Annotated in this window: 28 protein-coding genes; 9 read left to right on the top strand and 19 right to left on the bottom strand. The window is 64.1% G+C overall.

The features are described from left to right. Nucleotides 1-111 precede the first annotated feature (111 nt). The 3 genes from ACFDTG_RS08010 to ACFDTG_RS08000 all read right to left on the bottom strand — a co-directional run bounded on the left by ACFDTG_RS08010 (nucleotide 112) and on the right by ACFDTG_RS08000 (nucleotide 1,051). A complete protein-coding gene (locus ACFDTG_RS08010; RefSeq protein WP_375290514.1) occupies nucleotides 112-378 on the bottom strand; it encodes a GlsB/YeaQ/YmgE family stress response membrane protein in 267 nt (88 codons plus the stop codon). Nucleotides 379-518: 140 nt separating this feature from the next. After that, complete coding sequence (locus ACFDTG_RS08005; protein ID WP_375290498.1) at nucleotides 519-818, bottom strand: DUF1153 domain-containing protein; 300 nt, start codon at nucleotides 816-818, stop codon at nucleotides 519-521. Next, complete coding sequence (locus tag ACFDTG_RS08000) at nucleotides 815-1,051, bottom strand: hypothetical protein (protein WP_375290497.1); 237 nt, start codon at nucleotides 1,049-1,051, stop codon at nucleotides 815-817. The genes ACFDTG_RS08005 and ACFDTG_RS08000 overlap by 4 nt, the downstream gene beginning before the upstream one ends. A gap of 175 nt (nucleotides 1,052-1,226) precedes the next feature. Between ACFDTG_RS08000 and mnmA the strand changes: the two genes are divergently transcribed. After that, a complete protein-coding gene (gene mnmA, locus ACFDTG_RS07995) occupies nucleotides 1,227-2,402 on the top strand; it encodes a tRNA 2-thiouridine(34) synthase MnmA (RefSeq protein WP_375290496.1) in 1,176 nt (391 codons plus the stop codon). On the opposite strand, the gene ACFDTG_RS07990 is transcribed toward mnmA, so the two are convergent. Beyond that, nucleotides 2,399-2,707, bottom strand: a complete 309-nt coding sequence (locus ACFDTG_RS07990; RefSeq protein WP_375290495.1) for a hypothetical protein — start codon at nucleotides 2,705-2,707, stop codon at nucleotides 2,399-2,401. The genes mnmA and ACFDTG_RS07990 overlap by 4 nt on opposite strands. Before the next feature lie 76 nt (nucleotides 2,708-2,783). Here ACFDTG_RS07990 and ACFDTG_RS07985 point away from each other — a divergent pair, with 76 nt between their 5' ends. Continuing rightward, on the top strand, nucleotides 2,784-3,917 hold the full coding sequence (locus ACFDTG_RS07985) for a serine hydrolase domain-containing protein (RefSeq protein WP_375290494.1): 1,134 nt from the start codon (nucleotides 2,784-2,786) through the stop codon (nucleotides 3,915-3,917). Here the strand turns inward: ACFDTG_RS07985 and ACFDTG_RS07980 are convergent. The 4 genes from ACFDTG_RS07980 to wecB form a co-directional block, all read right to left on the bottom strand. After that, nucleotides 3,902-4,696: a PhzF family phenazine biosynthesis protein gene (locus ACFDTG_RS07980; protein ID WP_375290493.1), complete on the bottom strand. Its 795-nt coding sequence runs from the start codon at nucleotides 4,694-4,696 to the stop codon at nucleotides 3,902-3,904. The genes ACFDTG_RS07985 and ACFDTG_RS07980 overlap by 16 nt on opposite strands. After that, the gene (locus ACFDTG_RS07975) at nucleotides 4,693-5,646 is read right to left on the bottom strand and encodes a cation diffusion facilitator family transporter (protein ID WP_375290492.1); all 954 of its coding nucleotides are present in this window, start codon (nucleotides 5,644-5,646) and stop codon (nucleotides 4,693-4,695) included. Before ACFDTG_RS07975 ends, ACFDTG_RS07980 begins: the two co-directional genes overlap by 4 nt. Continuing rightward, entirely contained in the window at nucleotides 5,643-6,266 is a 624-nt protein-coding gene (pdxH, locus tag ACFDTG_RS07970) for a pyridoxamine 5'-phosphate oxidase (protein ID WP_375290513.1), read from the bottom strand. The genes ACFDTG_RS07975 and pdxH overlap by 4 nt, the downstream gene beginning before the upstream one ends. Before the next feature lie 128 nt (nucleotides 6,267-6,394). Further along, a complete protein-coding gene (gene wecB, locus ACFDTG_RS07965) occupies nucleotides 6,395-7,546 on the bottom strand; it encodes a non-hydrolyzing UDP-N-acetylglucosamine 2-epimerase (RefSeq protein WP_375290491.1) in 1,152 nt (383 codons plus the stop codon). Nucleotides 7,547-7,710: 164 nt separating this feature from the next. Here wecB and ACFDTG_RS07960 point away from each other — a divergent pair, with 164 nt between their 5' ends. From ACFDTG_RS07960 to fabI, 3 genes are read left to right on the top strand one after another with little or no spacing between them, the layout of a single operon-like run. Further along, the gene (locus ACFDTG_RS07960; RefSeq protein WP_375290490.1) at nucleotides 7,711-8,700 is read left to right on the top strand and encodes a DnaJ C-terminal domain-containing protein; all 990 of its coding nucleotides are present in this window, start codon (nucleotides 7,711-7,713) and stop codon (nucleotides 8,698-8,700) included. A 4-nt stretch (nucleotides 8,701-8,704) separates the two neighbouring features. After that, the gene (locus tag ACFDTG_RS07955) at nucleotides 8,705-9,745 is read left to right on the top strand and encodes a YihY/virulence factor BrkB family protein (RefSeq protein ID WP_375290489.1); all 1,041 of its coding nucleotides are present in this window, start codon (nucleotides 8,705-8,707) and stop codon (nucleotides 9,743-9,745) included. A 4-nt stretch (nucleotides 9,746-9,749) separates the two neighbouring features. Further along, on the top strand, nucleotides 9,750-10,574 hold the full coding sequence (gene fabI / locus ACFDTG_RS07950; RefSeq protein ID WP_375290488.1) for an enoyl-ACP reductase FabI: 825 nt from the start codon (nucleotides 9,750-9,752) through the stop codon (nucleotides 10,572-10,574). 25 nt (nucleotides 10,575-10,599) lie between these two features. Here the strand turns inward: fabI and ACFDTG_RS07945 are convergent, their stop codons facing one another. The 8 genes from ACFDTG_RS07945 to ACFDTG_RS07910 form a co-directional block, all read right to left on the bottom strand. Continuing rightward, a complete protein-coding gene (locus ACFDTG_RS07945; RefSeq protein WP_375290486.1) occupies nucleotides 10,600-11,163 on the bottom strand; it encodes a hypothetical protein in 564 nt (187 codons plus the stop codon). A gap of 88 nt (nucleotides 11,164-11,251) precedes the next feature. Then, nucleotides 11,252-11,749 carry a demethoxyubiquinone hydroxylase family protein gene (locus ACFDTG_RS07940; protein WP_375290512.1) on the bottom strand — a complete coding sequence of 166 codons (498 nt, stop codon included), beginning with the start codon at nucleotides 11,747-11,749 and terminating at the stop codon, nucleotides 11,252-11,254. 20 nt (nucleotides 11,750-11,769) lie between these two features. Further along, nucleotides 11,770-12,273, bottom strand: a complete 504-nt coding sequence (locus ACFDTG_RS07935) for a disulfide bond formation protein B (protein WP_375290485.1) — start codon at nucleotides 12,271-12,273, stop codon at nucleotides 11,770-11,772. Beyond that, entirely contained in the window at nucleotides 12,251-13,588 is a 1,338-nt protein-coding gene (locus tag ACFDTG_RS07930) for a S41 family peptidase (protein WP_375290511.1), read from the bottom strand. The genes ACFDTG_RS07935 and ACFDTG_RS07930 overlap by 23 nt, the downstream gene beginning before the upstream one ends. Nucleotides 13,589-13,684: 96 nt before the next feature. Beyond that, nucleotides 13,685-14,833, bottom strand: a complete 1,149-nt coding sequence (locus ACFDTG_RS07925) for a murein hydrolase activator EnvC family protein (RefSeq protein WP_375290484.1) — start codon at nucleotides 14,831-14,833, stop codon at nucleotides 13,685-13,687. A gap of 22 nt (nucleotides 14,834-14,855) precedes the next feature. Then, the gene (locus ACFDTG_RS07920) at nucleotides 14,856-15,275 is read right to left on the bottom strand and encodes a 23S rRNA (pseudouridine(1915)-N(3))-methyltransferase RlmH (RefSeq protein ID WP_375290510.1); all 420 of its coding nucleotides are present in this window, start codon (nucleotides 15,273-15,275) and stop codon (nucleotides 14,856-14,858) included. Nucleotides 15,276-15,367: 92 nt separating this feature from the next. Beyond that, nucleotides 15,368-15,778, bottom strand: a complete 411-nt coding sequence (gene rsfS / locus ACFDTG_RS07915; RefSeq protein WP_375290483.1) for a ribosome silencing factor — start codon at nucleotides 15,776-15,778, stop codon at nucleotides 15,368-15,370. 54 nt (nucleotides 15,779-15,832) lie between these two features. Continuing rightward, nucleotides 15,833-16,489 (bottom strand): nicotinate-nucleotide adenylyltransferase, encoded by a 657-nt coding sequence (locus ACFDTG_RS07910; RefSeq protein ID WP_375290482.1) that lies wholly within the window; start codon nucleotides 16,487-16,489, stop codon nucleotides 15,833-15,835. Between the two features lie 297 nt (nucleotides 16,490-16,786). Between ACFDTG_RS07910 and ACFDTG_RS07905 the strand changes: the two genes are divergently transcribed. Further along, nucleotides 16,787-17,869, top strand: coding sequence for a M23 family metallopeptidase (locus ACFDTG_RS07905; RefSeq protein WP_375290481.1), 1,083 nt, complete (start codon nucleotides 16,787-16,789; stop codon nucleotides 17,867-17,869). A gap of 13 nt (nucleotides 17,870-17,882) precedes the next feature. Continuing rightward, a complete protein-coding gene (locus ACFDTG_RS07900; protein ID WP_375290480.1) occupies nucleotides 17,883-18,266 on the top strand; it encodes a polymer-forming cytoskeletal protein in 384 nt (127 codons plus the stop codon). Here the strand turns inward: ACFDTG_RS07900 and ACFDTG_RS07895 are convergent. Then, entirely contained in the window at nucleotides 18,263-19,951 is a 1,689-nt protein-coding gene (locus ACFDTG_RS07895; RefSeq protein ID WP_375290479.1) for a long-chain fatty acid--CoA ligase, read from the bottom strand. The two genes, ACFDTG_RS07900 and ACFDTG_RS07895, sit on opposite strands and share 4 nt — an antisense overlap. A gap of 89 nt (nucleotides 19,952-20,040) precedes the next feature. On the opposite strand from ACFDTG_RS07895, the gene ACFDTG_RS07890 reads away from it, so the two are divergent. Next, nucleotides 20,041-21,036, top strand: a complete 996-nt coding sequence (locus ACFDTG_RS07890; protein WP_375290478.1) for an NAD-dependent epimerase/dehydratase family protein — start codon at nucleotides 20,041-20,043, stop codon at nucleotides 21,034-21,036. A 57-nt stretch (nucleotides 21,037-21,093) separates the two neighbouring features. Then, nucleotides 21,094-21,411 carry a hypothetical protein gene (locus tag ACFDTG_RS07885; protein WP_375290477.1) on the top strand — a complete coding sequence of 106 codons (318 nt, stop codon included), beginning with the start codon at nucleotides 21,094-21,096 and terminating at the stop codon, nucleotides 21,409-21,411. Between the two features lie 27 nt (nucleotides 21,412-21,438). Here ACFDTG_RS07885 and ACFDTG_RS07880 read toward each other — a convergent pair whose 3' ends face one another. Both ACFDTG_RS07880 and ACFDTG_RS07875 read right to left on the bottom strand, forming a co-directional pair. Continuing rightward, nucleotides 21,439-22,155: a DUF1013 domain-containing protein gene (locus ACFDTG_RS07880; protein ID WP_375290476.1), complete on the bottom strand. Its 717-nt coding sequence runs from the start codon at nucleotides 22,153-22,155 to the stop codon at nucleotides 21,439-21,441. A gap of 122 nt (nucleotides 22,156-22,277) precedes the next feature. Further along, nucleotides 22,278-22,674 (bottom strand): glycosyltransferase (locus ACFDTG_RS07875; protein WP_375290475.1); only part of this gene is annotated, 397 nt, incomplete at its 5' end.

Here is a 22,674-nt window from a genome sequence, read left to right as displayed (position 1 = left end):
CACGGACCAGCGACATTTCGAACACGCCCTGGTACGGGAGGTACACCGTTAAATGAAAAGGGCGACCCGAAGGCCGCCCTTTACTTTGCTAGTCTATTCCGTCGCTTCAAATTAGCGAACACGCCCACGCTGGACGAGGTTCGCAATGCCGAGCAACACGATCGCGCCGACGATGGCGATTAGGAAGCCGGTAAGATTGAAGCTCTGGATGGTGCCCTGGACGCCGAAAAGCGGGCCGGCAAGAAAGTTGCCGATGACCGCGCCGATAATGCCCACGACGATATTCCAGAAAATACCCATGGAAGCATCACGGTTCATGACCATGCTGGCCAGCCAACCGGCAACACCGCCGACGATAATTGCGATAATCCAACCCATTCTTTCCTCCTGTTTAAGGATCCCCTGATCCTGTTGAACCTTGAACGGTTCGACAGGCACTGTGGTTCCCTTGGCCGTCATACAGAAGGTCATCGCGCGGAAGACCACCGGGTTCCCGCGCGAAAATATCAAGCGATGCGTCAGTACTTGAGTTGGCGCTCGTAGAGTTCGCGGTAGTGCTGGATCCGCGTGACCCGGAGGCCTTGCATGCCCGAGCGGTCCACCGCGCGCTGCCAGGACGCGAACTCTTCCAGGGTCAGGCCGTATCGCTCCAGCACATCTTCGATGGTGAGCAAACCGCCGTTGACGGCGGCGACCACCTCGGCCTTGCGGCGCACGACCCAGCGCCGTGTATTCGGCGGCGGCAGGTCCGCAATCGTCAGCGGTTCGCCCAGGGGGCCGATTACCTGTGCGGGGCGGATGTCCTGGTTTTCAATCATCTCGTTTCTCGGTCGCCATTTGCCGCGCTATTCGCGTCGTCGGGCTGACTTAACCGAGGCATTTTGCCATCGCTTAAAGCATCACGGTTAACGCGCCATTTAGTCTTTTCTTCGCTGGTATGGAAGTTCGCGAAGCTGGCGCTTTCCTCTTCCCGGGTGGCATTTTCCTGCTGGGCAGTGTCGCGACAATCGCGCGTCGCGGCGATCCGGGCGACCAGATCGGTCCAGCGCAACTGCCGCAAGATGGGCAATTCCTCGCTCCCGGCATAGTCTGCCGCCTTGATGGGACCCTCAAACATGAGTGTCCCTATAGGTCCGGTGTGGTAAACACTCCGTGAAACATGAGATTCGCCATTTGCGGGGGCCGACTGGCGGTATCGGCGCGTTTTGTGTAGGGTCCCAGCCCCGATGACAAAGACGATCGAAATCCTTGCACACCCCGACGATCTGCTGGCTCCAGCCGAAGCGGCGCGCCTTTTCGATCTGCCGAAGCCGGCAAGCGAATGCCGGATCGTAGTCGCCATGTCGGGAGGCGTCGACAGTTCGGTGGTGGCCGCATTGGCTCATGCCAGCGGCGCGGAAGCGATCGGCATAACGCTCCAGCTTTACGATTACGGGGCCGCCACCGGGCGCAAGGGCGCGTGCTGCGCCGGAGACGATATCGCGGATGCCCGTTCGGTGGCGGATCGCCTTGGCATGGCCCATTATGTGTTCGATCACGAAAGCGCGTTCCGTGACGATGTGGTCGAGCAGTTCGCAGACGATTACATCTCCGGGCGCACGCCCGTGCCCTGCATCCGCTGCAACATGGGCCCCAAGTTCACCGATCTCCTGAAGATGGCTCGGGAACTGGGCGCGGACTGCCTGGCGACGGGCCATTACGTGCGCCGCATCATGGGTGCGGATGGCGCCGAGCTGCACCGCGCGCTCGATCCCGCCCGCGATCAGTCCTACTTCCTGTATGGGACTACGCAGGCGCAGATGGACTTTCTGCGCTTCCCCCTGGGCGGCTTGCCGAAGCCGCAGGTGCGTGCGCTGGCGGAGCAGGCGGGGCTTCGCAACTCTTCCAAGCCCGACAGCCAGGACATCTGCTTCGTTCCCGACGGGGATTACGCGCGGATCGTAAAGTCCCTTCGACCCGAGGGTGCGAGGCCGGGCAACATCGTCCACGCCGAAACCGGAGCCGTTTTGGGAGAACACCCCGGCATCATCCACTATACGGTAGGCCAGCGCCGGGGGCTGGAGATCGGCGGCCAGCCGGAGCCACTCTATGTCGTCGGGATTGATGCCGAAAATGCCCAGGTCCGGGTAGGTCCCAAGCAGCTACTGGCAGTGGGCGCTGCACTTCTCTCGCAGACCAACCGTATAGGCCCGCTGCCAAGTGAATCCCTGACCGCAAAGGTCCGTAGCCTGGCAAAGCCGGTTCCGGTCACTCTCGAAGGCTCCCTTGGCGATGGCGCCGACGCGAGGATCGTCTTCGCCAACCCCGAATTCGGAGTGGCGCCGGGGCAAGCCGCAGTTCTTTATTCGGGCGAGCGTGTCATCGGGGGCGGGTGGATCGAGGAAACCGAACAGGCTGGCTAGCCGGCGGCCCTTTGCGATTGCTGCAAAATGCACCCGTATCCTTTTCGATAGGATGCCGTGTCGCTCGCAAGCATTGGCACACTCGCCGTTACGCTCTTCGTCTGCGGATCGTCGGAGAGCCGGATAAGCTCCATGCCGCCCATTTTGTCCTTCTCGCAATCGTCGAGGCTGCGGCCGGCTATATACCTGCACGAGCAAGCCACATGGGCGAGATAGCCGGTGCCAGCCGTCGCGTTGCCGCGGATCATGGTGCCATAGGACGAGAACCACGCCGCCGCGGCACCAGCAATGGCGAGCAGCAGCACTGTCGGCCAAACCCAGCGGCGGCGGTTCGATTTTGCATTTGCCAAGCGCGAAAACCCCGTGCGATTGAGCGCGGCAATGTTTCCGCGACACCTGGCCCTTATCCCCGCACTCGCCCTCGCCACAAGCCTCGTCGCTTGCGGATCCCCGCAACCGACCGGGCCGCCGCCGCTTAGCGAAGAAGCCCGTGCGGCGGTCACATCCGATGCCGGCGCGCCCCGCGACGAACTTGCCCGCGCGATAGATACTCTGTTCGTCGATCCCGCTGTCGGCGAAACGCGAGCGGTCGTGGTTATGGCGGACGGGAAACTGGCCGCCCAACGATATGCAGCCGGTTACGACGAGGACACGCGCTTCGTCAGCTGGTCCATGGCTAAGACGATCACCGCCACCCTGATCGGCATGCTGGTGGCCGACGGCTTGCTTGCGCTGGACGAGCCCGCGCCAATTCCACGCTGGCGGCGAGCCGGTGATCCGCGCGGCGCGATCACGCTTCGCCATCTTCTCCAGATGCGGTCCGGCCTGGATCATACCGAAGCGGGGCCGGTGCCGGTGGAGAGCAGCGAGGTGAGGATGCTGTTCCTGGATGGTCGCGGAGACATGGCCAAGTGGGCAGAGGAGCAGCCGCTCGAGGCGGAGCCGGGCAGCACATTCGAATATTCGAGTAATACCACGGTGATTCTGGCCGATATCGCGGCACGGGTTCTGACCAACAACAGCCGCGACCCGGAAGTGCGGCGGCGCGCGGTGGCGGATTATTTGCAGGCGCGCCTGTTCGAGCCTCTGGGCATGACGAGCGTCGTCCCGGAGTTCGACGAATCGGGAACGCTGATCGGTGGCAGTCTGATGCACGCGACCGCGCGAGACTATGCGCGCTTCGGAGAGTTCCTGCGCACGAAGGGTTCGTACAAGGGCGCCCAACTGGTGCCGCGCCAATGGGTCGAACAGATGATCACACCCAGCCCGCGCAGCCCGAACTACGGCATGCAGACGTGGCTCAACAAAGCGGTTCCGGGAGCCGGGGAAAACCCGCTTTTCCCTGACCGGGGACCGGGTTCGCTGTTCGCGATGATCGGACACATGGGGCAATATGCATTGATCTCGCCCGCCCAGCGGCTGACAGTGGTCCGGCTGGGGCATTCGGATGCGGACGAGCGTAGGGCACTCATGCCCAAGCTGGCCGATCTCTTGGCGGTTTACCCCGAAAGATAGAAAGTGCCTTCGACCACAGTCGTGCAGTCGCCGCCGAGCCAGACTCGGTCGCCTTCCAGCCGGCAGGACGCATCCGCGCCCCGAGCGCTGGCCTGATGGGCGATGAACTCCGCCTTCCCCAGGCGGGCAGACCAGAACGGGGTGAGGGCGGCATGGGCCGAACCCGTGAAGCTGTCTTCATCCACCCCGCCGCCCGGCACGAACACACGGCTCACGAAATCGTGATTGCTTCCTGGCGCAGTGCAGATGAACTGGTCGTTCCCCAGCTTGCCCATGCCCCGCAGATCGGGGGAAAGACCGCGAACCTCAGCCTCGTTGGCAAAAAGATAGATGCCGTAACCATCCTCGTGGCGCCAGACCTCGGCAGGATCGGCGCCCAGTGATGCCACCGCCTCCGGCCATGCGGAAAGCTCGGTCTTAATGGCTGGGAGAGCGAGTTCGTAAGCCTCCCCCCCCCTGCGGACTTCCAGAACCCCTGCCTGTCTGGTCCTGAAAGAGACCCGCCTCCCGCCATCTCGCTCGAGCAGTACATGGCCGCTCGCAAGCGTCGCGTGACCGCATAGACGCACTTCCTCGGCAGGCGTGAACCACCGCAATTCCCAGTCCGCTTCGCCCGTTTCGTCCCGGACCACGAAGGCGGTTTCGGCAAACAGGTTTTCCGCGGCGATCGCCAGCAACACATCGTCGGGAAGCCAGGTTTCCAGAGGCATCACAGCCGCCTGATTGCCTTTGAACGGTTCGCTGGCGAACGCATCCACGTGGAAATAAGGTATCTTCATCGCAGAACATTTCCTTCGATGTCCGGAAGCAGTTCTTCCGCAGCCACCCCCGATTCGTTGACCAGGCCGGTCGGGTCGGGATGAATCAGGATTTCCACGCCGGGAAATTCCCGTGCGATGCGTTCTTCGATCTCGTCCATGATGCGGTGAACATCTCGCAAGGGCATCGCCCCATTCATGGCGGCATGAAATTGCACGAAATCCTTTGCCCCGCTGGTGCGCGTGCGCAGATCGTGAACGCCGGTCAGTTCGGGATGCCGGGCGAGGCAGCGCAGAAATTCCTCGCGGCGTTCGTCCGGCCACTCCTTGTCCATCAGGTGGTCCACTGCTTCGCGCGCGGCGTTCCAGGCGCCCCATGCGAGCCAGAGCGCGATGGCGATCCCGAACAGGGGATCGGCCTGAGTGAAACCGGCATACTGGTCGAGAGCAAGCGCCGCGATCACGGCGAGATTGAGCATGAGATCGGACTGATAGTGAACGTGATCGGTCTTGATCGCGACCGATCCGGTGCGGCGCACGACAATTTTCTGCCAGCTTATCAGCGCAAGCGTGGCCGCGATGGCAATGCCCGAAACCAGGATCCCTTCGCCCGCCGCTTGGGTTTCATTTGGGCCGAACAGCATCGCGACCCCGCGGAAGGCCAGTCCGGCGGCAGAAACCGCGATCAGCACCACCTGCACGATGGCAGCCAGCGCCTCGGCCTTGCCGTGGCCAAACCGATGATCATCGTCCGCAGGCCTCGCCGCAATCCACACGCCGATCAGAGTGGCAAAACTTGCCGCGAGGTCGAGCGCGGAATCCGCCAAGCTTCCCAGCATTGCGGTCGAATTCGTCTGCCAGCTCGCCCAGGACTTCAGGCTCACCAGCACCACCGCCACGCTCATGGACGCGAGCGCGGCGCTTCGGGTCAGTCTTGCCCTTTGCAGCTGACTGGTACTGCTATCAATCATGGATAAAGCAGCGTGCTGCTCCACGCACCCGTTCCCACGCGCTTGAACAGCCTCCGGTCATGGAGCCGATTGGGTCGGTCGAGCCAGAACTCGATTGCATGGGGGACGAGCCGAAACCCGGTCCAGTGTTCCGGGCGCGGAATGTCCCCCTCGGGAAAGCGGACAGCAAGGTCCTCCACACGGTTCAGATAGGTCTGGCGCTGCGGAAGTGGCCGCGACTGGTCAGAAGCCGCCGAGCCGATCTGCGAGACGCGCGGACGCGAATGGAAATAGGCATCGGCCTCCGCTTCGCTCACCTCTTGCAGCGCGCCTTCGATACGGATCTGGCGCCTCAGGCTCTTCCAGTGAAATAGCAGCGCCCCTTGAGGATTCTCGGCGATTTCACCGCCTTTGCGACTTTCCGCATTGGTGTAGAATACGAAGCCATCCGGTCCGTGCTCCTTCAGCAAGACCATGCGAACGGAAGGCCAGCCGTCCGGCGTGGCGGTGGCAAGCGCCATCGCATTGGGATCGTTGGGTTCAACCGACCGGGCTTCATCAAACCATTTGTTGAAGAGATCCAGAGGATCGCCGTCGCGCAGTGCTGTCACTTCGCCGGGGAGCTGCTCTGTATTTGGGATTGCGGCCACGGCTTGGGCTCTCCTGGAACTAACAAGATTGCGCCCTCCTAGGGCGCAGCCTTCTGCGAGAACAGTGGCCATGTTTGGCTGGCCCGATCATCGGGGCGGGGCGCCTGGACCAAGGATAGCTATTCTAACAGCTCTTTCTTGAGATACTCCGCAATTCGAGTGGACGCCGCACCGTCTCCGAAAGGATTTGCCGCCGGTGCCATTTCCCTCACTGTCGAGGGGTTGCGCAAGAGTTCGCTGGCGGCAGATGCAATGTGTTCGCATTCGAGCCCAACCAGGCGGGCGGCGCTCCAGTTCTTTAGCTCCGCGCGTTCGGTTCGCTCACGCATGACCAGCAGCGGCTTCGAAAAGCTTGGTGCCTCTTCCTGAACCCCGCCGCTGTCGGTCATCACGAAAAGGCTGTTTTGGATGGCCAGAAGAAACGCAGGGTAAGTCAAGGGGTCGCAGAGCGCGAGGGCCGGATTTCCGGACAGGCGCGCATAGATCGCCGATCTCACGTGGGGGTTGGGGTGAACCGGGACCAGGAAGCGGGCATCCGGAAAATCACGCGACAGGCGGACCAGGGCCGAGCATATCTGCTCGATCCCGCCGGCAAAGCTTTCTCGCCGGTGACAGGTCACCAGGACGTAAGGCACCTGCCGCCAAGCGAATCGTGTCGCCATATCGAGTTCGTCCTCGGCGCGTCGCAGCAGATCCGCGTTCGATTCCAGCTTCTGCATAACCGCATGAACCGCGTCGATCACGGTGTTGCCAACAACCTTGATCCGACGTGCGTCGCAACCTTCCTTCAGCAGATTATTCCTGTTTTCCTCTGTCGGTGCGAAGTGAAGGCGGGCCATCATCGCGGTTGCGCGGCGGTTGAATTCTTCCGGAAATGGCGAGCGAAGGTCGCCGGTTCGCAGCCCCGCCTCGACATGCGCGACTGGGATGGACCGGTAGAACGCCACCATTGCGGCGGCCATGCTGCTGGTCGTATCCCCTTGAACCAGCACGACGTCGCGCATCACCGCATCCAGAACATACGACATCCGCTGCAGAATATCGGCGGTGAGCCCGGCAAGATCCTGCCCTTCGCGCATGAGGTCAAGATCGTATTCCGGGACGATGCCGAACACTTGAAGAACCTGGTCGAGAAGATGCCGGTGCTGACCCGTGACGCAACAGATCGGTTCGAAACTGTCGGGATCCGTCGCCAGCTCCCGATAAACCGGAGCCAGCTTTATGGCCTCGGGCCGAGTGCCGAACACAAGGAGGATCCGCAACCGAGCCATGCCTTTGCGTATCGCTTCAAATGAACGATGTCAGCAGCTTGTCGATGGCGGCGCGACTTTTCCCCCCACAAGCATCAGCGCAGGTGGCACCCGCGCGCATCAAACTTCGCGGCAATGCGAGCCTTCTTGCACATGATGGGCGTTCCACCTAGCTAACACAGCCGATGGCCAACAACTCCTCCGATCCCTATTCCATCCTCGGCGTCGCGCGTGGCGCGAGCGAGAAGGATATCAAGAGCGCGTACCGAAAGCTTGCGAAGGAGCTGCACCCGGACCGCAACAAGGATAACCCTAAGGCAGCCGAACGCTTCAGCCAGGTCACCCAGGCCTATGATTTGCTTTCGGATAAGGACAAGCGAGCCCGGTTCGATCGCGGAGAAATCGACGCGGAGGGCAATCCCGCCAACCCGTTCGCGGGCATGGGCGGTGGTGGTGGCGGTTATGGCGGCGGTTTCGGTCAGCGCGGAGGGGCCGGCTTCCGGCCCGAGGATCTGCGCGGCATGGGAGGCGGCGCCGAGGGCGTCGATCTGGGCGATCTGTTCGAAGGCCTGTTCGGCGGCGGCGGCGCCCGCAGCCGCGGGTTCGATCCGGGCCAGGGCGGAGGGTTCGGTCAGCGACGACCCCCCCCGCCGCAGAAGGGACCCGACATCGCCTACAAGCTTCGCGTGCCTTTCGTCGATGCGGCCACTTTGAAGCCGCAGCGCATTACCCTGTCGGACGGCAAGACCATCGATCTCAAGCTTCCCGAAGGCGTGGAAACCGGAACGCAGATGCGCCTGAAGGGAAAGGGCCAGGCGGGGCCTGGCGGGACAGGAGACGGGCTCGTCACCATCGAGGTCGAAAGCCACAAGCTTTATCGCCGCGATGGCAACGATGTGCGGTTCGACCTCCCGATCACGCTCGATGAAGCAGTGAACGGCGGAAAGGTGCGCGTTCCGACCGTGGATGGGCCCGTGATGATGACGATAAAGCCGGGGACGAGCGGCGGCAGCGTCCTGAGGCTCAAGGGCAAGGGATTTTCGGCCAAGGGCGGCCGCCGGGGCGATCAACTCGTCACGCTGGAAATCCAATTGCCGGGAGACCTTGGCGAGCTATCCAAGCGGCTCGACGGCTGGAAAGACATGAGCGACCCGCGCAGCAAGCTGGGGGTATGACCCCTTGAATGCCGAAGCCCTGCCGCAAGAGGAGGAGCGCGAGGTCTACTCGCTCTCGCCGGAGGCGCGGCGCAGGGCGGCAAAACGCAAGGGAGCGGCTGGCCGGCTCGCCACGCGGCTCGGCCTGGGGCCCAAGGCCTGGGAAGTCATCAAGCGCACCGCGATCGGCACCTTCAACGATGGTTTCATCCACGCGGGCAACCTCGCCTATCTGGCGATGTTCTCGATCTTTCCGTTCTTCATCCTCGGGGCGGCGATCTTTTCGCTGGTCGGCGAGGAAAGCGAGCGCGCCGCAACCATAAACGCGGTGCTGTTCGCGCTGCCCCCCGTAGTGGGCAATGTGATCGAACCCGTGGCCCGTGACGTCGTTTCCGCCCGCAGCGGATGGTTCCTGTGGGTGGGTGCGTTCGTGGCGCTGTGGACGGTATCCAGCTTGGTGGAAACCATTCGCGATATCCTGCGCCGCGCATATGGAACGAAGATGACGCAGGCATTCTGGAAATACAGGCTTCTATCCGCCGGCATCATCATCGGCGCCGTGATCCTGCTGATGCTATCGCTTATCAGCCAGGTGATCATCGGCGCCGCCAGCCAGGTGATCGAGGCCTATTTTCCCGCGCTCGTCAGCCAGGTCACCGCCTTGCAGATTTCGCGCATCGTGCCCGCATTCGGCCTTTTTGGCTCGCTCTATCTGTTGTTTTACACCCTGACCCCGAAGCAATATCGCTCACGCCGCTATCCCAAATGGCCCGGAGTTCTCTTCACCACCGGATGGTGGCTGCTGGTCACGACAGTTCTGCCCTCGGTGTTGCGCAGCTTTTTCAGCTACAATCTCACCTACGGCAGCCTCGCCGGGATCATGGTTGCCTTGTTCTTCTTCTGGCTCGTGGGCTTGGGCGTGGTTATAGGGGCCGAACTCAATGCGGCGCTCGCCGAGACGCCCGAGGAACAGATGAACATGATCGGGCAGGCCGACGACCGCGCCCGTGCCGCAGAATCCGCCGTCCCCACCGTGGCAGCGGGGCCGGGACAAAAGGAGACGTGAAGCGATGAGTGAATTGATGGCGGGCAAGCGCGGGCTGATCATGGGTCTCGCGAACGACAAGTCGCTCGCTTGGGGTATTGCGCAGAAGCTGGCCGAGCACGGGGCCGAGCTTGCCTTCTCCTATCAGGGCGATGCGCTCAGGAAGCGTGTCGAGCCGCTGGCGGCGCAACTCGGCAGTGACTTCACCTTCGATTGCGATGTTTCGGACATGGCCGAGCTGGATCGGGCCTTCGCCACATTGAAGGAGCGCTGGGACACGCTCGACTTCGTGGTCCATGCCATCGGTTTTTCGGACAAGAACGAATTGCGCGGGAAATATGTCGACACCAGTCTCGACAATTTCCTGATGACGATGAACATCTCCGCCTACAGCTTGGTCGCGGTTGCCAAACGCGCCGCCGCCATGATGCCTGCCAAGGCCGACGACGGCTCGGGCGGCGGCAGCATCCTCACGCTGAGCTATTACGGGGCCGAAAAGGTCGTACCGCATTACAACGTGATGGGAGTGGCTAAGTCGGCCCTCGAGACCAGCGTGCGGTATCTCGCCAACGATCTCGGCCCGGACGCCATCCGCGTGAATGCGATCAGCGCCGGCCCTATCAAGACCCTTGCGGCCAGCGGCATCGGCGACTTCCGCTACATCCTAAAGTGGAACGAGCTCAACTCCCCGCTGCGGCGGAACGTCACGATCGACGATGTGGGCGGCGCGGGGCTGTATCTGCTGTCGGATCTATCCAGCGGCGTTACCGGAGAAGTGCACCATGTCGATGCCGGCTATCATACCGTCGGCATGAAGCAGGAAGACGCACCGGATATCGCGCTGGGTTAAGCCTCAGCGAGGGGAATTCTTCCGGTCAATTCGGGTCACCGGCCTCGCCTGGCATTGGTAGCGTTTGCGCGCCGGAAGGTTCCTCCGCACGCTCTGCCTCCAGGCGCCGCATGTACTCCTTCTCGATCTGCTCCACGCGCGCCTGTTCCTCAGCAGCGTCGTCGTCGATCGTCGAAAGGCGTTCGGCGCGCGCGGCGGCGATCAGTTGACCGAAACGGACGGAGGGGGCCGCGGCCTTGTCGGCATAGGCCTGGCGGATCATCTCCTGCGTGCAGCCTGTGGCGCCGCCGATCCCGGCCGGGCTACAGGAAAGCGTGCCAAAATTGCCCACGAATTCCATGCGTTCGACACGGCTGGCCCAAGACTGGCCTTGGGGATCGCCGCCGGTACGCAGGCCTTCGGGAATGCGGTAACGTTCGCTTTCGGGCATGCGTGCGACCACGACAATTTCGTCTCCCTGCACCGGGGGCGCTGCGTCATCGCCATAGACGATCACCATCCGCACCGTGTCGCCCGCGTCGCTCTGCGCTGCGAGCGGCGCGGCGAGCGCGAGGCAAGCGGCGAGGGGAAGGAAAATTCTACGGATCATGGGGCACCTTGGGCTGCAATCTCGTGAGACGATCGGCTTGTACGTGTGAACTGGTAGTGAAGCGCGTTATCGGCGCCATCCGTTCCCGTCAGACGCGCTGACTGATGGCAATCGCCGCCCGGCACCCCAGGCGGATCAGGCCGGACAGGGCCGCATAGGCCGGCGCACGTTCCGCGCCTGCAGCCAAGGCCGCATCGCGATGTTCGCGTTCGTCGTCGCGGAACTCTTCGATCATGGCCGAGAGTTCGGGATCCTCTCCGCTTTCCTCCAAAGCGTCGAGCTGATGGGTATAGTGGCGGTCGATCTCCTCTTCGACGGCGGCGGTGCAGGCCATCGCCGCTTCCGGGCCGACGAGGGCGGTTGCTGCGCCGAGGGCGAAACCCGCCACCGACCAGAAAGGCTGCAGCGCCGTCGGGCGCACGCCGCGGCGTGCCATGAGCGCATCGAACTTGGCGCGATGCCCGGCTTCCTGTTCCGCCATCCCGGCAATTTCCGCCGAATGCGGCCCGCGATTGCCCATCACGGCGAGTTGCCCGGCATAAATCCGGGTGGCCCCGAATTCACCCGCCTGGTCGACACGGATCATGCGGTGAATGTCGCGCTGCTTCACTGATGTCTCCCGCGTGCCAGAAGTACGAAAACGCCGAGCGCGCTCAACGTGCTGAAAAGAAAATTATATCCTGCGAGCGAAATGCCGAACAGGTGCCACTGGGCCTCGTCGCATCGTATCATCGGTGTGTTCATGATGCTGTCCAGGGCGCTTTCCCCTGCCCCTTTCGAGCCGATGAAGGCGCAGTTTGTTATGCCTTCCCACCAACCGTATTCGACCCCGGCGTGATAGCCCCCGATCAGCCCGGAAGTCAGGATACCGCCTGCCGCAATGGCCGTCCAAAACCGTACCGGCGGGGCTGCAAAAGCGAGCACCGCAAGCGCAATCGCCGCAAAATGGGGCCAGCGCTGCCACATGCACATCTCGCACGGGTAAAGGCCGAAACCGTATTGCGACAGATAGGCGCCGCCCAGCAGCAACGCCGGAACGCTCAGCGCGAGAAGGCGCGCAGCGCGTGTCGCCGGAGCGAGCACGGGCTTATTTGCTTCGGGCGAGCGCATGACCGGCGGTACGGCGCAGCGTATCCGCAGCATAGGAAAGCTGGAAGTCCTCGATGCCCTTGGCCTTGAGTTCCTCCGCCGTCATCTTGAAGCGCGGATCCTCCACCTTGTCCTTCTCGAGAACATCGTCTTCGAGCGCCGCTTCGTTGACGAGATGGCCGCGCAGATCGGATTCGCGCAGCATCATCTTCGAACGCTTGGCGAGGTCCGGATCGGATAGCTGCGGCACCTGGATATCGGGGGTGATACCGCCTTCCTGCACCGAATGGCCAGACGGCGTGTAGTAACGCGCGGTGGTCAGCTTGAGCGCAGCTTCCCGGCCGAGCGGCAGGAGCGTCTGAACGCTGCCCTTGCCGAAGCTGGTCTGTCCCATGACGACGGCGCGGCGGTGATCCTGCAAGGCACCGGCCACGATCTCGCTGGCCGAGGCGGAGCCTTCGTCGATCAGCACGATGATGGGCAGGCCTTGCGCCATGTCGCCACGAAACACGCTTTCGGCATCGTAGAACAGCGATTCGCCTTGTGCACGGCCGCGCTGCGACACGATCCTGCCACGCGACAGGAAGAGGTCGGACAGGGCGACGGCCTCGTCCAGGGAGCCACCGGGATTGCGGCGCAGGTCGAGCACCAGCCCGGCCAGCTTGCCGCCCGACTTGGCCTTCAGGCCTTCGAATTCGGCGAACACGTCGCTGCCGACATCGCGAGAGAATTCGTTCACCGAGATGTGGCCGATATTGCCATCGAGAAGCTCGGACGTGACCGGCTCCAGCTCGATCACGCCGCGCGTCACGCTGACATCGAAGGGTTCGTCGCGGCCCGGGCGGAAGATGGTCAGCCGGATCGCAGTGCCGGCCTTGCCACGCATCTGAGTCACGGCCTCGTCCAGATCGCCGCCGTAGATCAGCTTGCCGTCGAGATGGGTGATGTAATCGCCCGCCTTGATACCCGCCTTGTCGGCCGGGCTGCCCTTGAACGGGCTCACGATCTTGACGGCGCCGTCATCCATCACGACCGACAGGCCGAGACCCGAATAGTTGCCGTCGATCATGGTTTCGAGCCGTTGCAGCGCGGCGCCGTCGAGATAGGCGGAGTGCGGATCGAGCGCGGCCAGCATGCCGTCAATCGCGCCCTTGATCAGCGTATCGTCATCGACCGGCTCCACATAGCTCGCCTTGACCCGCTGATAGACAGCCATGAGCTTGGCGAACTCGGGCCCGGCACGGCCATCCACCTGGGCGAGACCCGCCGTCGTCGCCGGGACGAGAGCGAGCATGCCGGCGAGGGCGGCGGTGCGAGCGAAGGGAGCGAGTTTCAGGGCCATCGGTGGCTTTCGTGGTTTGCGGCTGTATTCTAGACCGGGGAGACGGGCTTTTCCAGTGTGCGTTGTGGCCCAGCGCGGGTTGCGGCGCGCTTAACGGGCGCCGCGCAGCGCAGCCAGCGTATCGACGGGTCGGCCTCTCAGCCGGAGTTCGAGTCCGATCGAAGGGCTGCCGCTCCCCGCCAGCCCGATCGGCGACCCGGCGAGGACCCGCTGCCCCACCCCCACTTGCGGGGCGCCGAGCCCTGTCAGCAGGCTGACCCAACCATCCCCGTGGTCGACGATCACGATCGTGCCATAGCCGCGATAGGGTCCGGCGAAGGCGATCCGGCCTTCCGCCGGGGCGACCACCTGCGCGCCCGGTCCCGCGTCGAGCTCGGCGCCTCTGCCCGCACCGCCCGCGCGCCGTATCGCCCCCGCCACCGGGGGGCGGTAACCGATGGGACCATCTGCCGTCGCGGCTCCGGGGGTGCCAGCGGCCGCGCTGGCCACCGTGTCGGTTTCAAGGCGACGAAGAAGCGATGCCAGATTGCGCGCCTGCTGTGACGCGAGATAGGCGCGTTCGGCCTCGCGATCCGCAGAGCCCGTCGCTCGGCGCGCTTCGGCCAGTTGTCTGTCTGCCAAAGCCCGCAGAGTCTTCCGGCGGGCCTCCAGCCGGGCCTGCGATGCGAGCCTCGCATCGGCGGCGCGGGTCGCTGCGGCCTCCAACTGGCGGGCCGTCTCGAGATCGCCGCGCAGGGTTGCGGTTCTGTCACGGATCTGCGGGGTGACTGCGGTCAGGACGGCGCGCAGGTGGACTGCATCCTCGATGCTCCCGGGCTGAAGCAGACTCATCAACGGGGGACGGCGGGCCACCGTCCCCAGGCCCGCGAGCAGTTGGGCCAACGGTTCGCGCTCTTGTGCCAGCCGCGCGTCGAGCCGCCGGCTGCGCGCTGTTGCGACGGCCAGTTCCGCGCGCGCTGCGGCCACATCGGCCTCGCTTTCCTGGACTTCCGCCGCAAGACGCGCCGCATCGATCAGTGCCCTGTCGGATGCGGCGGTTGCCGCCTGGGCCTGCGAATCGAACGCCGCCACGCGAGCACGCGCGCGCTCGGCATCACGGCGCGCACGCTTCAGCCGGGCCGCGATATCCTCTTCCGCTCGGTCGGGGGGGGCGGAAGGCGCCGGCATTCCGGGTGCCGCCGCGACGCCTCCCACGAGCACGCATGCCAGCGCGGCGGCAAGGGCGGTGATCCTTTTCATCCCGGCCAATTGTGCCCCAGCTTCAGCTGCGATGATAGGGGTGTCCTGCTAGGATGGTGCTGGCACGATAGAGTTGTTCCATCAGCATGGCGCGGGCCAGAAGGTGCGGCCATGTGGCGCGCCCGAAGGCGAGCAACAGGTCCGCTTCCGCCCGCTCGCCTTCGGAATGGCCATCGGCGGCGCCGAGGATGAAGCGCGTCTCACGCACGCCATCGTCGCGCCAGCGGGCGAGATGCAATGCCAGTTCTTCCGAGGACAGGTCCCGTCCCCGTTCGTCGAGCAGAACGGTGCGGTGGGGGGAAACCGGGTCTGAGATCCTGCCACCGGTTTCGGGCAGTTCGGTGAGCTTTACAGGCCAGGTCAGCCGCTTTTCATAGCGCGCGACCAGTTGCGCTTCCGGAGAGCGTCCGATCTTTCCGCGCGCGATGATGTGAAGAAGGATGGTCCGGCCCTCTCAGGAATCGATTGGAACCCTCACGGTGAAGGCGAAGGTTCAGTCGCGCCCGGCATGAAAGGCGCGAAAACGCCTGCGCGTCAGGCGGTCCCGGCGGTCTGTTCGTCGCCGAAGCCCCACATCCGCTCGAGGTTGTAGAAGCTGCGCACCTCGGGGCGAAAAATGTGAACGACCACGTCGCCCGCATCGATCAGCACCCAGTCCGCAGCGGGCAGCCCCTCCAGTCGGACCGGGCCGTGACCGGCCTGCTTGACCGTCTCGGCCAGCTTCTGCGCCATGGAAGCGACCTGACGCGTGGACCGCCCGGATGCGATCACCATCTTGTCGGCGATCGAGCTTTTGCCCTTGAGATCGATGACCACCACATCCTGTGCCTGGTCATCGTCGAGCTGGCCCATGACCAGGTCGAAAAGTGGATCGTCGCCCTCCTCAGCCAAGGGTCGAGCTGTCTTTGCGCCGGTTGCGACCGACTGGATATGCGCCTGAGTCATCGGCGGTATACGCGCTCCTGTTCGAATTAATTGCTTGGGAGGGGCCGACGCGGCTCACCGCCCGGAACCCCGTTCGTCCGAATCGATACGGTGATGTGTGACCTGATCGCGCATGGATAGGGTGGAAACGCGTTGCGCCCATTCGGGATCCGCCCGGCGGATCGCCGTGGCCGATCGTGGATCGGGATCGAAACGCAGGATCACCAGTGCCGGCGCGCTCCATTCGCCCCCATGTTGAAAGCTGGCGGCCGGCACACGATAGCGCCTTAGCCAAGCCATCGCGGGGCTCGCGATGGCAGCCGCATCATAGCCTGGCCGCGCGATAACCGCAATCGGCATGGTTCTGGCGATGCCACGCCAGTCGCGCCAGCGATGAAACTGGGCGAGGTTGTCCGAACCCATCAGCCACACGAACCGGTTCTTTGGATAGCGGCGGGCCAGCGCGCGCAACGTGTCCACGGTATATCGTGTGCCCAGATCTCGCTCGATAGCGGTCACCCGGATCGGCGCCCGCCGCGCCATCCGCGTCGCGGAGGCGAAACGCGCAGCCAACGGCGCCATCCCGCTCTTCGGCTTGAGCGGGTTGCCGGGGGACACCATCCACCAAACCTCGTCCAGGCCGAGCGCTCGCGCCGCGAACAGCGAGATGCGGCGATGCCCGCCATGCGCGGGGTTGAAGCTGCCGCCCAGCAAGCCGACGCGATTGGTCATCGGGACAGAAACTCGCGTGCGAATCGCTCATGACAACGCAAGGAACCGCCACAACGCAAAAATGATGAAAAGTTCCCGAATTGATTCAAAAATTTTCCCTATCGGCAACGACTCATCCCGTTCCGCACTCGCCTCACCCAAAAGCTCCGGTTCGGGATTCGATTTTATTAACCATCCCCGCTCTAGCTCGCCGCAGGGGCGAAAAGCAAAAAGAGGACGGGTCTCTTGGTTGATTTACGCACCGCCGGCGGGTTGGGTCCCCGCTTGCGGCAATGGTTTCCGGAGCGCGAGTTTTTCATGCGCTCGCAGGGACAGGTTCGTTTCATTCGCATTTCTTCTCGCGTCCAGATCGCAGCGGCGATTGCCTTGGTGGCTGCCCTGCTGGCTTGGGGCGGGAGCATGGCAGCGGTCGCGTGGTCGAACTACGCCGGTGCGGCCGAGCGCGAGGCACTGCTTTCGCGCGAGGCGCGGGTTGCCACTTCGGAAGAGCGCCTCGAGGCATATCGCGCGGATATTCGCGAAGTTCGCGACGATCTGGCCCGCAGGCAGGGCTTTCTCGAAGACATGGTTGCCTCGCTTCCCGAGGATGTGAAGAACGCCGAGGATACGGCGCCGAATTCCGAAGAGGCGGCGCAAACCGTGCTCAAGGTGGGCGCGGCGCTTCCCGAAGCGCGTGGTCTTGCCGAAATCGAAGCGCGCCAGCTCGCTCTGGTCGACCGGCTCACCCGTTTTGCCGATGCTCGCGCGGCGCGCGCCGCGGCAGCGCTCAAGACGCTTGGCCTCGATCCAACCAGAGTGATCGGCCGGACCGGCCGCGAGGCGATGGGTGGTCCTCTGGAGCGGTTCGCGACCGAAAAGGACGGCAGCATGGATCCGCGCTTCGAGCGGCTGGGCCTGAGCCTGGCGCGCATGAGCGCATTGGAGCGCGGGCTGGACGGAGTGCCGCAGGTGGTTCCCGCCAGCCTCGCGTCTATCTCGTCCGGCTTCGGCTACCGGCGCGACCCCTTCAACGGCAGCGGCGCCATGCATTCGGGCCTCGATTTCCGTGGGCCCACGGGCGCCCCCATCCTGGCCGCCGCCAAGGGCAAGGTCAGCTTCGTGGGCCGCAAGTCCGGTTACGGCAACGTCGTCGAGATCGACCATGGCAATGGAATGCTGACCCGCTATGCGCATATGTCGGCCTTCGAAACCAAGGTCGGCAAGACGGTTGAGGCGGGCGAGCCCATCGGCGCCATCGGCAGCACCGGTCGTTCGACCGGCCCGCACCTGCATTTCGAAGTCCGGATCAACGGCCGCGCCGTCAATCCCCGTCCATTCCTGGAGCGCGCCCCCGATGTTCTCGAAGAAATCCGCCGGCCTTCCCGGCTCGCCAGCAACTGATCCGGAGCGCAGCATGGCCTCGCGCAATTCTGGAGGAGCGGCGACTTTTTCCGTTCTGGGTTCCGACCTCGCCATAACCGGCGACATCGCCGCGTCGGCCGATCTGCATATCGACGGCATGGTCACGGGCGACATCGCCTGCGCGGCGCTGGTCCAGGGCGAAAGCAGCACGATCGAAGGCGGCGTCACCGCCGAAAGCGCGCGGCTGGCCGGCCGGGTTACCGGCTCGATCACCGCGCGCGAACTGGTGATCCTCAAGACCGCGCGTATCGAGGGCGACGTGCATTACGATGCGCTCACCATCGAGCAGGGCGCCCAGGTCGAAGGCCGGTTTGCCCGGCGCGAAGAGAAAGCCGCGCGGCACGGTTCGCCCGAACTGGCGGTGGCGAACAGCTAGTCCAGAACTTCGGCGCGCAGGGCCTTGCGGTCCAGCTTGCCGACCATCGTCTTGGGAAGCTCTTCACGCACGACGACGCGGTCCACGCGCTCGTGCTTGCCAACGCGCGGGTTGAGCCATTCCTTGAGCGTTTCGCCGTCCTCGCTCGCCCCTTCGGTCAGGGTGACATAGGCTCGCGGCATTTCGCCGTGATAGGCATCCGGCACGCCGATCACGAGCACTTCCTTGACCGCCGGATTGTCCAGCAGCACGTCTTCGACATGGCTGGGGAAGACCTTGAACCCGCCCACCGCGATCATGTCTTTCAGGCGGTCCACGATGGTGACGAAGCCGGCATCGTCCATCGTCGCGATGTCCCCGGTGCGCAGCCAGCTCTCTCCGTTGATTTCGGCGAAGGCGCTGGCGGCAGTATCAGGCCGGTTCCAGTAGCCGCGCATGATCTGCGGGCCGCGAACAACCAGTTCGCCAGGCTCGCCATCGGGCGCCAGCTTGGCGGGATCGCCCTTGTCCAGGAGCAGCACCTGGGTGGCGGGGATCGGCTGGCCGATGGTGCCGGGCTTGCGAGCGCCCTCGTAAGGGTTGGTTGAAACCACGCCTGAGCTTTCCGTAAGGCCATAGCCTTCGATGATGCGCACGCCGGTCGCATTTTCGAACCGGTCGCACAGCGGGCCCGGCAGGGGGGCGCCGCCCGAAATGCAGACACGCACGGATTCCCATTTGGTTTGCGCGAAATCCGGGTGATCCATCAGCGCCTGAAACATGGTCGGCACACCGGGAAAGGCCGTCGGGCGCCGGTCGGTGATGGCGGCCAGGACCTGTTTCGCATCAAAGCGTGGCAGCATCACGATACTGCCCCCGCGCACGACGGTGCGGTTGAGCACGCAGGTGTTCGCGAACACGTGGAACAATGGCAGCGCACCCAGGATCACGTCCCGCCCGCCATAATCCTCGGGGTCGAGAAGATCGACCTGCTGCGCGTTGGAAGACAGGTTGGCGTGAGTCAGCATCGCGCCCTTGGGCGTGCCGGTTGTGCCCCCGGTATATTGCAGCAGGGCGAGGTCGGACACCGCGAGCTCGGGCCGCTCGAAACCGGCATCGGATAGCCAGTCCTTCCACAGCGTCACCTCCGGTCGGTTTGGCAGCTTGGCGATCTGCTTGCGCCCGATGGTGCGCAGGCCGATGGATTTGAGCCGCGGCAATTCATCGGCCAGTCGGACGACAGCGAGCTGTTCGAGGTCCGAAGCATCAAGAACCTTGCATGCCGTCGGCAACAAGGCGGGAGCATCGAGGGTGACGAGCAGTCGTGTCCCCGAATCGGCGACCTGCTGGCTCAACTCCTCGACCGAGTAGAGTGGCGAGAAATTGACCACCACGGCGCCTGCCATCATCGTACCGTAGTAGGCCGCGACATAGGCGGGCACATTGGGGAGGAACAAACCCACCCGCTCCCCCTTGCCGATACCCCGCTCCGTCAAGCCCGCCGCGAACCGGCGCGCATCCCCGTAAAGATCGCCATAGCTGTAAGTGCGACCCATGAATTCGACCAGCGGCGCATCGGGCGTGAGCTGCGCCTGCCCCGCGAAAAGATCGTGCAGAAGCATCGGGCGGATCGCGCTGTTCCACGGGTGCGGGTGGCAATAGGCCTCGCCCGCGGGCGGCAATGGGAAGCGCTTATTAACAGCCATGTCAGTGTCATGCCGCCTCCGGCCCCTCCCCGCAAGAGGCCGCGATTCCGCACTGGCCAAATGCCGCCGAGTGGCCTTAGGCCAGCGGCATGACCATTCTTCTGACAGGCGGAGCCGGGTTCATCGGGTCGGCGACCGCAGAGCGGCTGCTCGATCGCGGCGAAATCGTCGTCATCATCGATAACTTCAACGACTATTATCCCGTCTCGCTCAAGCGCGACCGAATCGCCCGGCTAGACCAGTTTTCCGAGCGGCTTTCCGTGATCGAGGCAGACTTCAGCGATGCGACGGCAGTTCAGGCCGCACTGGCCGATATCCCGTTCGACCGCATCGTGCACCTCGGCGCGCAGGCCGGGGTGCGGTATTCGCTGGACAACCCGATGGCCTATGCCGCCTCCAACCTGACCGGCCATCTGGTCATCCTGGAGCTCGCTCGCCATCGCGGGGTCCGCCACATGGTCTATGCCAGTTCAAGCTCGGTCTATGGCAACAACGCCAAGGTTCCATTTTCCGTCGACGATCCCGTGGAGCATCCGATCTCGCTTTACGCCGCTACAAAGCGCGCGGACGAGCTGATCAGCGACACCTATGCCCATCTCTATCGCATTCCGCTGACCGGGCTGCGCTTCTTCACCGTCTATGGCCCTTGGGGCCGGCCGGATATGATGGCCTGGAAATGCACCGATGCCGTCCTGGAAGGGCGGCCCATCCAGGTCTTCAACAATGGCGAGATGAGCCGGGATTTTACCTTCATCGACGATATCGTCGCCGGCGTGATCGCGGTACTCGACAATCCGCCCAGCGACGATGGGACCGTGAAGCGCGGCGGCAGCGTGGCGCCGCACGCGCTCTACAACATCGGCAACAACCAGCCCGAGAACCTGATGCGCTTCATCGGCCTCATCGAAGATGCGTGCGGTCGCAAGGCGCAGATCGAATTCCAACCGATGCAGCCCGGAGACGTGCCGCGCACCTATGCAGATATCGACGCGATCGCCAGCGACCTCGGCTATGCACCGACGACTCCGATCGATGTCGGAATCCCCGCTTTCGTCGAATGGTTCAAGGGATATCGCGGCCTATAGCCTCGCGGCTCACACCGGCCTAAGGGCCGCCGCCCCCTTTATCGATTGCAAGGCGTTATGACCTTCCCCCAGCAATACCACGCCTGGATCAGTTGGATCGGCGAAACCACCGGCATGACCGATCCGATCCTGCACATCCATGCGGGCATGGCGGTGCTTCTGGCGGCGCGTCTGCTGACAGGGCGTTCGATCGGCACATTCGTGCCATTCGCGTTCGTGGTAGTGGCCGAAGGCGCGAACGAGGTGCTGGATTATCTCAACCAGGGGCTGAACGTCGCCGATACCCTCAGCGACATCGCCAACACGCTGGTGTGGCCGTTCCTACTCAGCCTGGGCGTGCGCCTGCGTCCGCCGCGAACCGGGCGGAAGCGCTGACGCTCCCGATCCGGCGCCAGCGCGCGCTTATGCGTCGCCCGCTTCCTCGCTGGCGCGCTTGGCTTCGAGCCATGCGGCGGCTTCGGCTTCCTGTGCGGCTTCGGCGGCAGCCTTTTCGTTGGCGTCGCGTTCCGCACGCAGTTCCTCGATCAACCGTTCTTTGTCGCTGGCGCCGCGCAGGTCGGCGGGCGCCGGTGCCTCGGCCTCGCTATCCGCTGGAACATTCTTGGCCGCCCGTGCCACCACGGAGTCGAGCTCGCGCTGAGAGCACAGGCCCAGCGTCACCGGGTCCTTCGGCTGGATGTTCTGGATGTTCCAGTGGCTGCGCTCGCGAATCGCGGTGATCGTGTTGCGCGTGGTGCCGATCAGCTTGGAAATTTGCGCGTCTGTCACCTCGGGGTGGTTGCGAAGCAGCCAGGCGATGCCATCGGGCTTGTCCTGGCGCTTCGACACCGGAGTGTAGCGGGGGCCCTTGGTGCGGCTCACCGCGACGGGCGCGCGCTGCATCTTGAGCCTGTATTCGCTGTCCTTCTGCCCCTTCTCGATCTCGTCCAGCGTCAGTTCGCCCGCGTGGACGGGATCGCGGCCGGTGTATTTGCTGCCGGCCAGATCGTCGGCCATGGCCTGCACTTCGAGCACGTGAATGCCGCAGAAATCGGCAATCTGGTTGAAGGACAGGCCCGTGTTGTCGACCAGCCAGGTGGCGGTCGCATGCGGCATAAGCGGAGTGGGTTGGTCGGCCATGGTCGGTTCCTGACAGGGCGGCTGGCAAGGGCGCACGAGCCGCAAAAACGATAAGGGCCGCCCCTTTTCGGAGCGGCCGCTGCATGACCGATCTAGTGGCTTACGCGCGCAAGGGCAAGCGTTCAGGCACGCACACCGCTGCCCAGCCCGAATTCCGCGCTGCCTTCCGCGGCAGGCACAAGGCCCGCAATGAACTGGTCGGCGGCGCGCTCCCAGCTGAATTGCGCACCATATGCGGCGCAATCGCCTTTGCGGCAGAACAGCGCAGCACCGATTGCCCGGTCGAGATCTTCGGACAGCGCGCCGGCCTTTTCCGTGACGATGTCGATCGGGCCGGGGACGGGGAAGGCGGCGACCGGCGTTCCGCAAGCCAGCGCCTCTATCATCACCAGCCCGAAGGTGTCGGTGCGGCTGGGGAACACGAACACGTCCGCGCCCGCATAACAGCCCGCGAGATCGCGCCCATCGCGGCGGCCCATGAACAGCACCCCGGGGTATTGCCGTTGAAATTGCGCCAGC

The sequence above is a fragment of the Qipengyuania sp. genome (genome assembly GCF_042095715.1).
Classification (GTDB): domain Bacteria; phylum Pseudomonadota; class Alphaproteobacteria; order Sphingomonadales; family Sphingomonadaceae; genus Qipengyuania.
The sequence above is the reverse complement of the archived record's forward strand: the minus strand, read 5'-3'. Positions and strand labels throughout refer to the sequence as shown.

Coding starts and splice junctions, on each gene's coding strand:
- ACFDTG_RS07940 (WP_375290512.1), bottom strand. CDS start 11,749: ATGATCCGTGTCGACCAGGCGGGTGAATTCGGGGCCACCCGGATTTAT.
- fabI (WP_375290488.1), top strand. CDS start 9,750: ATGAGTGAATTGATGGCGGGCAAGCGCGGGCTGATCATGGGTCTCGCG.
- ACFDTG_RS07925 (WP_375290484.1), bottom strand. CDS start 14,833: ATGAAAAGGATCACCGCCCTTGCCGCCGCGCTGGCATGCGTGCTCGTG.
- ACFDTG_RS07910 (WP_375290482.1), bottom strand. CDS start 16,489: ATGACCAATCGCGTCGGCTTGCTGGGCGGCAGCTTCAACCCCGCGCAT.
- wecB (WP_375290491.1), bottom strand. CDS start 7,546: ATGGCTCGGTTGCGGATCCTCCTTGTGTTCGGCACTCGGCCCGAGGCC.
- ACFDTG_RS07975 (WP_375290492.1), bottom strand. CDS start 5,646: ATGATTGATAGCAGTACCAGTCAGCTGCAAAGGGCAAGACTGACCCGA.
- ACFDTG_RS07960 (WP_375290490.1), top strand. CDS start 7,711: ATGGCCAACAACTCCTCCGATCCCTATTCCATCCTCGGCGTCGCGCGT.
- ACFDTG_RS07985 (WP_375290494.1), top strand. CDS start 2,784: ATGTTTCCGCGACACCTGGCCCTTATCCCCGCACTCGCCCTCGCCACA.
- ACFDTG_RS07935 (WP_375290485.1), bottom strand. CDS start 12,273: ATGCGCTCGCCCGAAGCAAATAAGCCCGTGCTCGCTCCGGCGACACGC.
- ACFDTG_RS07905 (WP_375290481.1), top strand. CDS start 16,787: ATGCGCTCGCAGGGACAGGTTCGTTTCATTCGCATTTCTTCTCGCGTC.
- ACFDTG_RS07885 (WP_375290477.1), top strand. CDS start 21,094: ATGACCTTCCCCCAGCAATACCACGCCTGGATCAGTTGGATCGGCGAA.
- ACFDTG_RS07895 (WP_375290479.1), bottom strand. CDS start 19,951: ATGGCTGTTAATAAGCGCTTCCCATTGCCGCCCGCGGGCGAGGCCTAT.
- ACFDTG_RS08010 (WP_375290514.1), bottom strand. CDS start 378: ATGGGTTGGATTATCGCAATTATCGTCGGCGGTGTTGCCGGTTGGCTG.
- ACFDTG_RS07900 (WP_375290480.1), top strand. CDS start 17,883: ATGGCCTCGCGCAATTCTGGAGGAGCGGCGACTTTTTCCGTTCTGGGT.
- ACFDTG_RS07945 (WP_375290486.1), bottom strand. CDS start 11,163: ATGATCCGTAGAATTTTCCTTCCCCTCGCCGCTTGCCTCGCGCTCGCC.
- ACFDTG_RS07980 (WP_375290493.1), bottom strand. CDS start 4,696: ATGAAGATACCTTATTTCCACGTGGATGCGTTCGCCAGCGAACCGTTC.
- mnmA (WP_375290496.1), top strand. CDS start 1,227: ATGACAAAGACGATCGAAATCCTTGCACACCCCGACGATCTGCTGGCT.
- ACFDTG_RS07890 (WP_375290478.1), top strand. CDS start 20,041: ATGACCATTCTTCTGACAGGCGGAGCCGGGTTCATCGGGTCGGCGACC.
- rsfS (WP_375290483.1), bottom strand. CDS start 15,778: ATGACTCAGGCGCATATCCAGTCGGTCGCAACCGGCGCAAAGACAGCT.
- ACFDTG_RS08005 (WP_375290498.1), bottom strand. CDS start 818: ATGATTGAAAACCAGGACATCCGCCCCGCACAGGTAATCGGCCCCCTG.
- ACFDTG_RS07880 (WP_375290476.1), bottom strand. CDS start 22,155: ATGGCCGACCAACCCACTCCGCTTATGCCGCATGCGACCGCCACCTGG.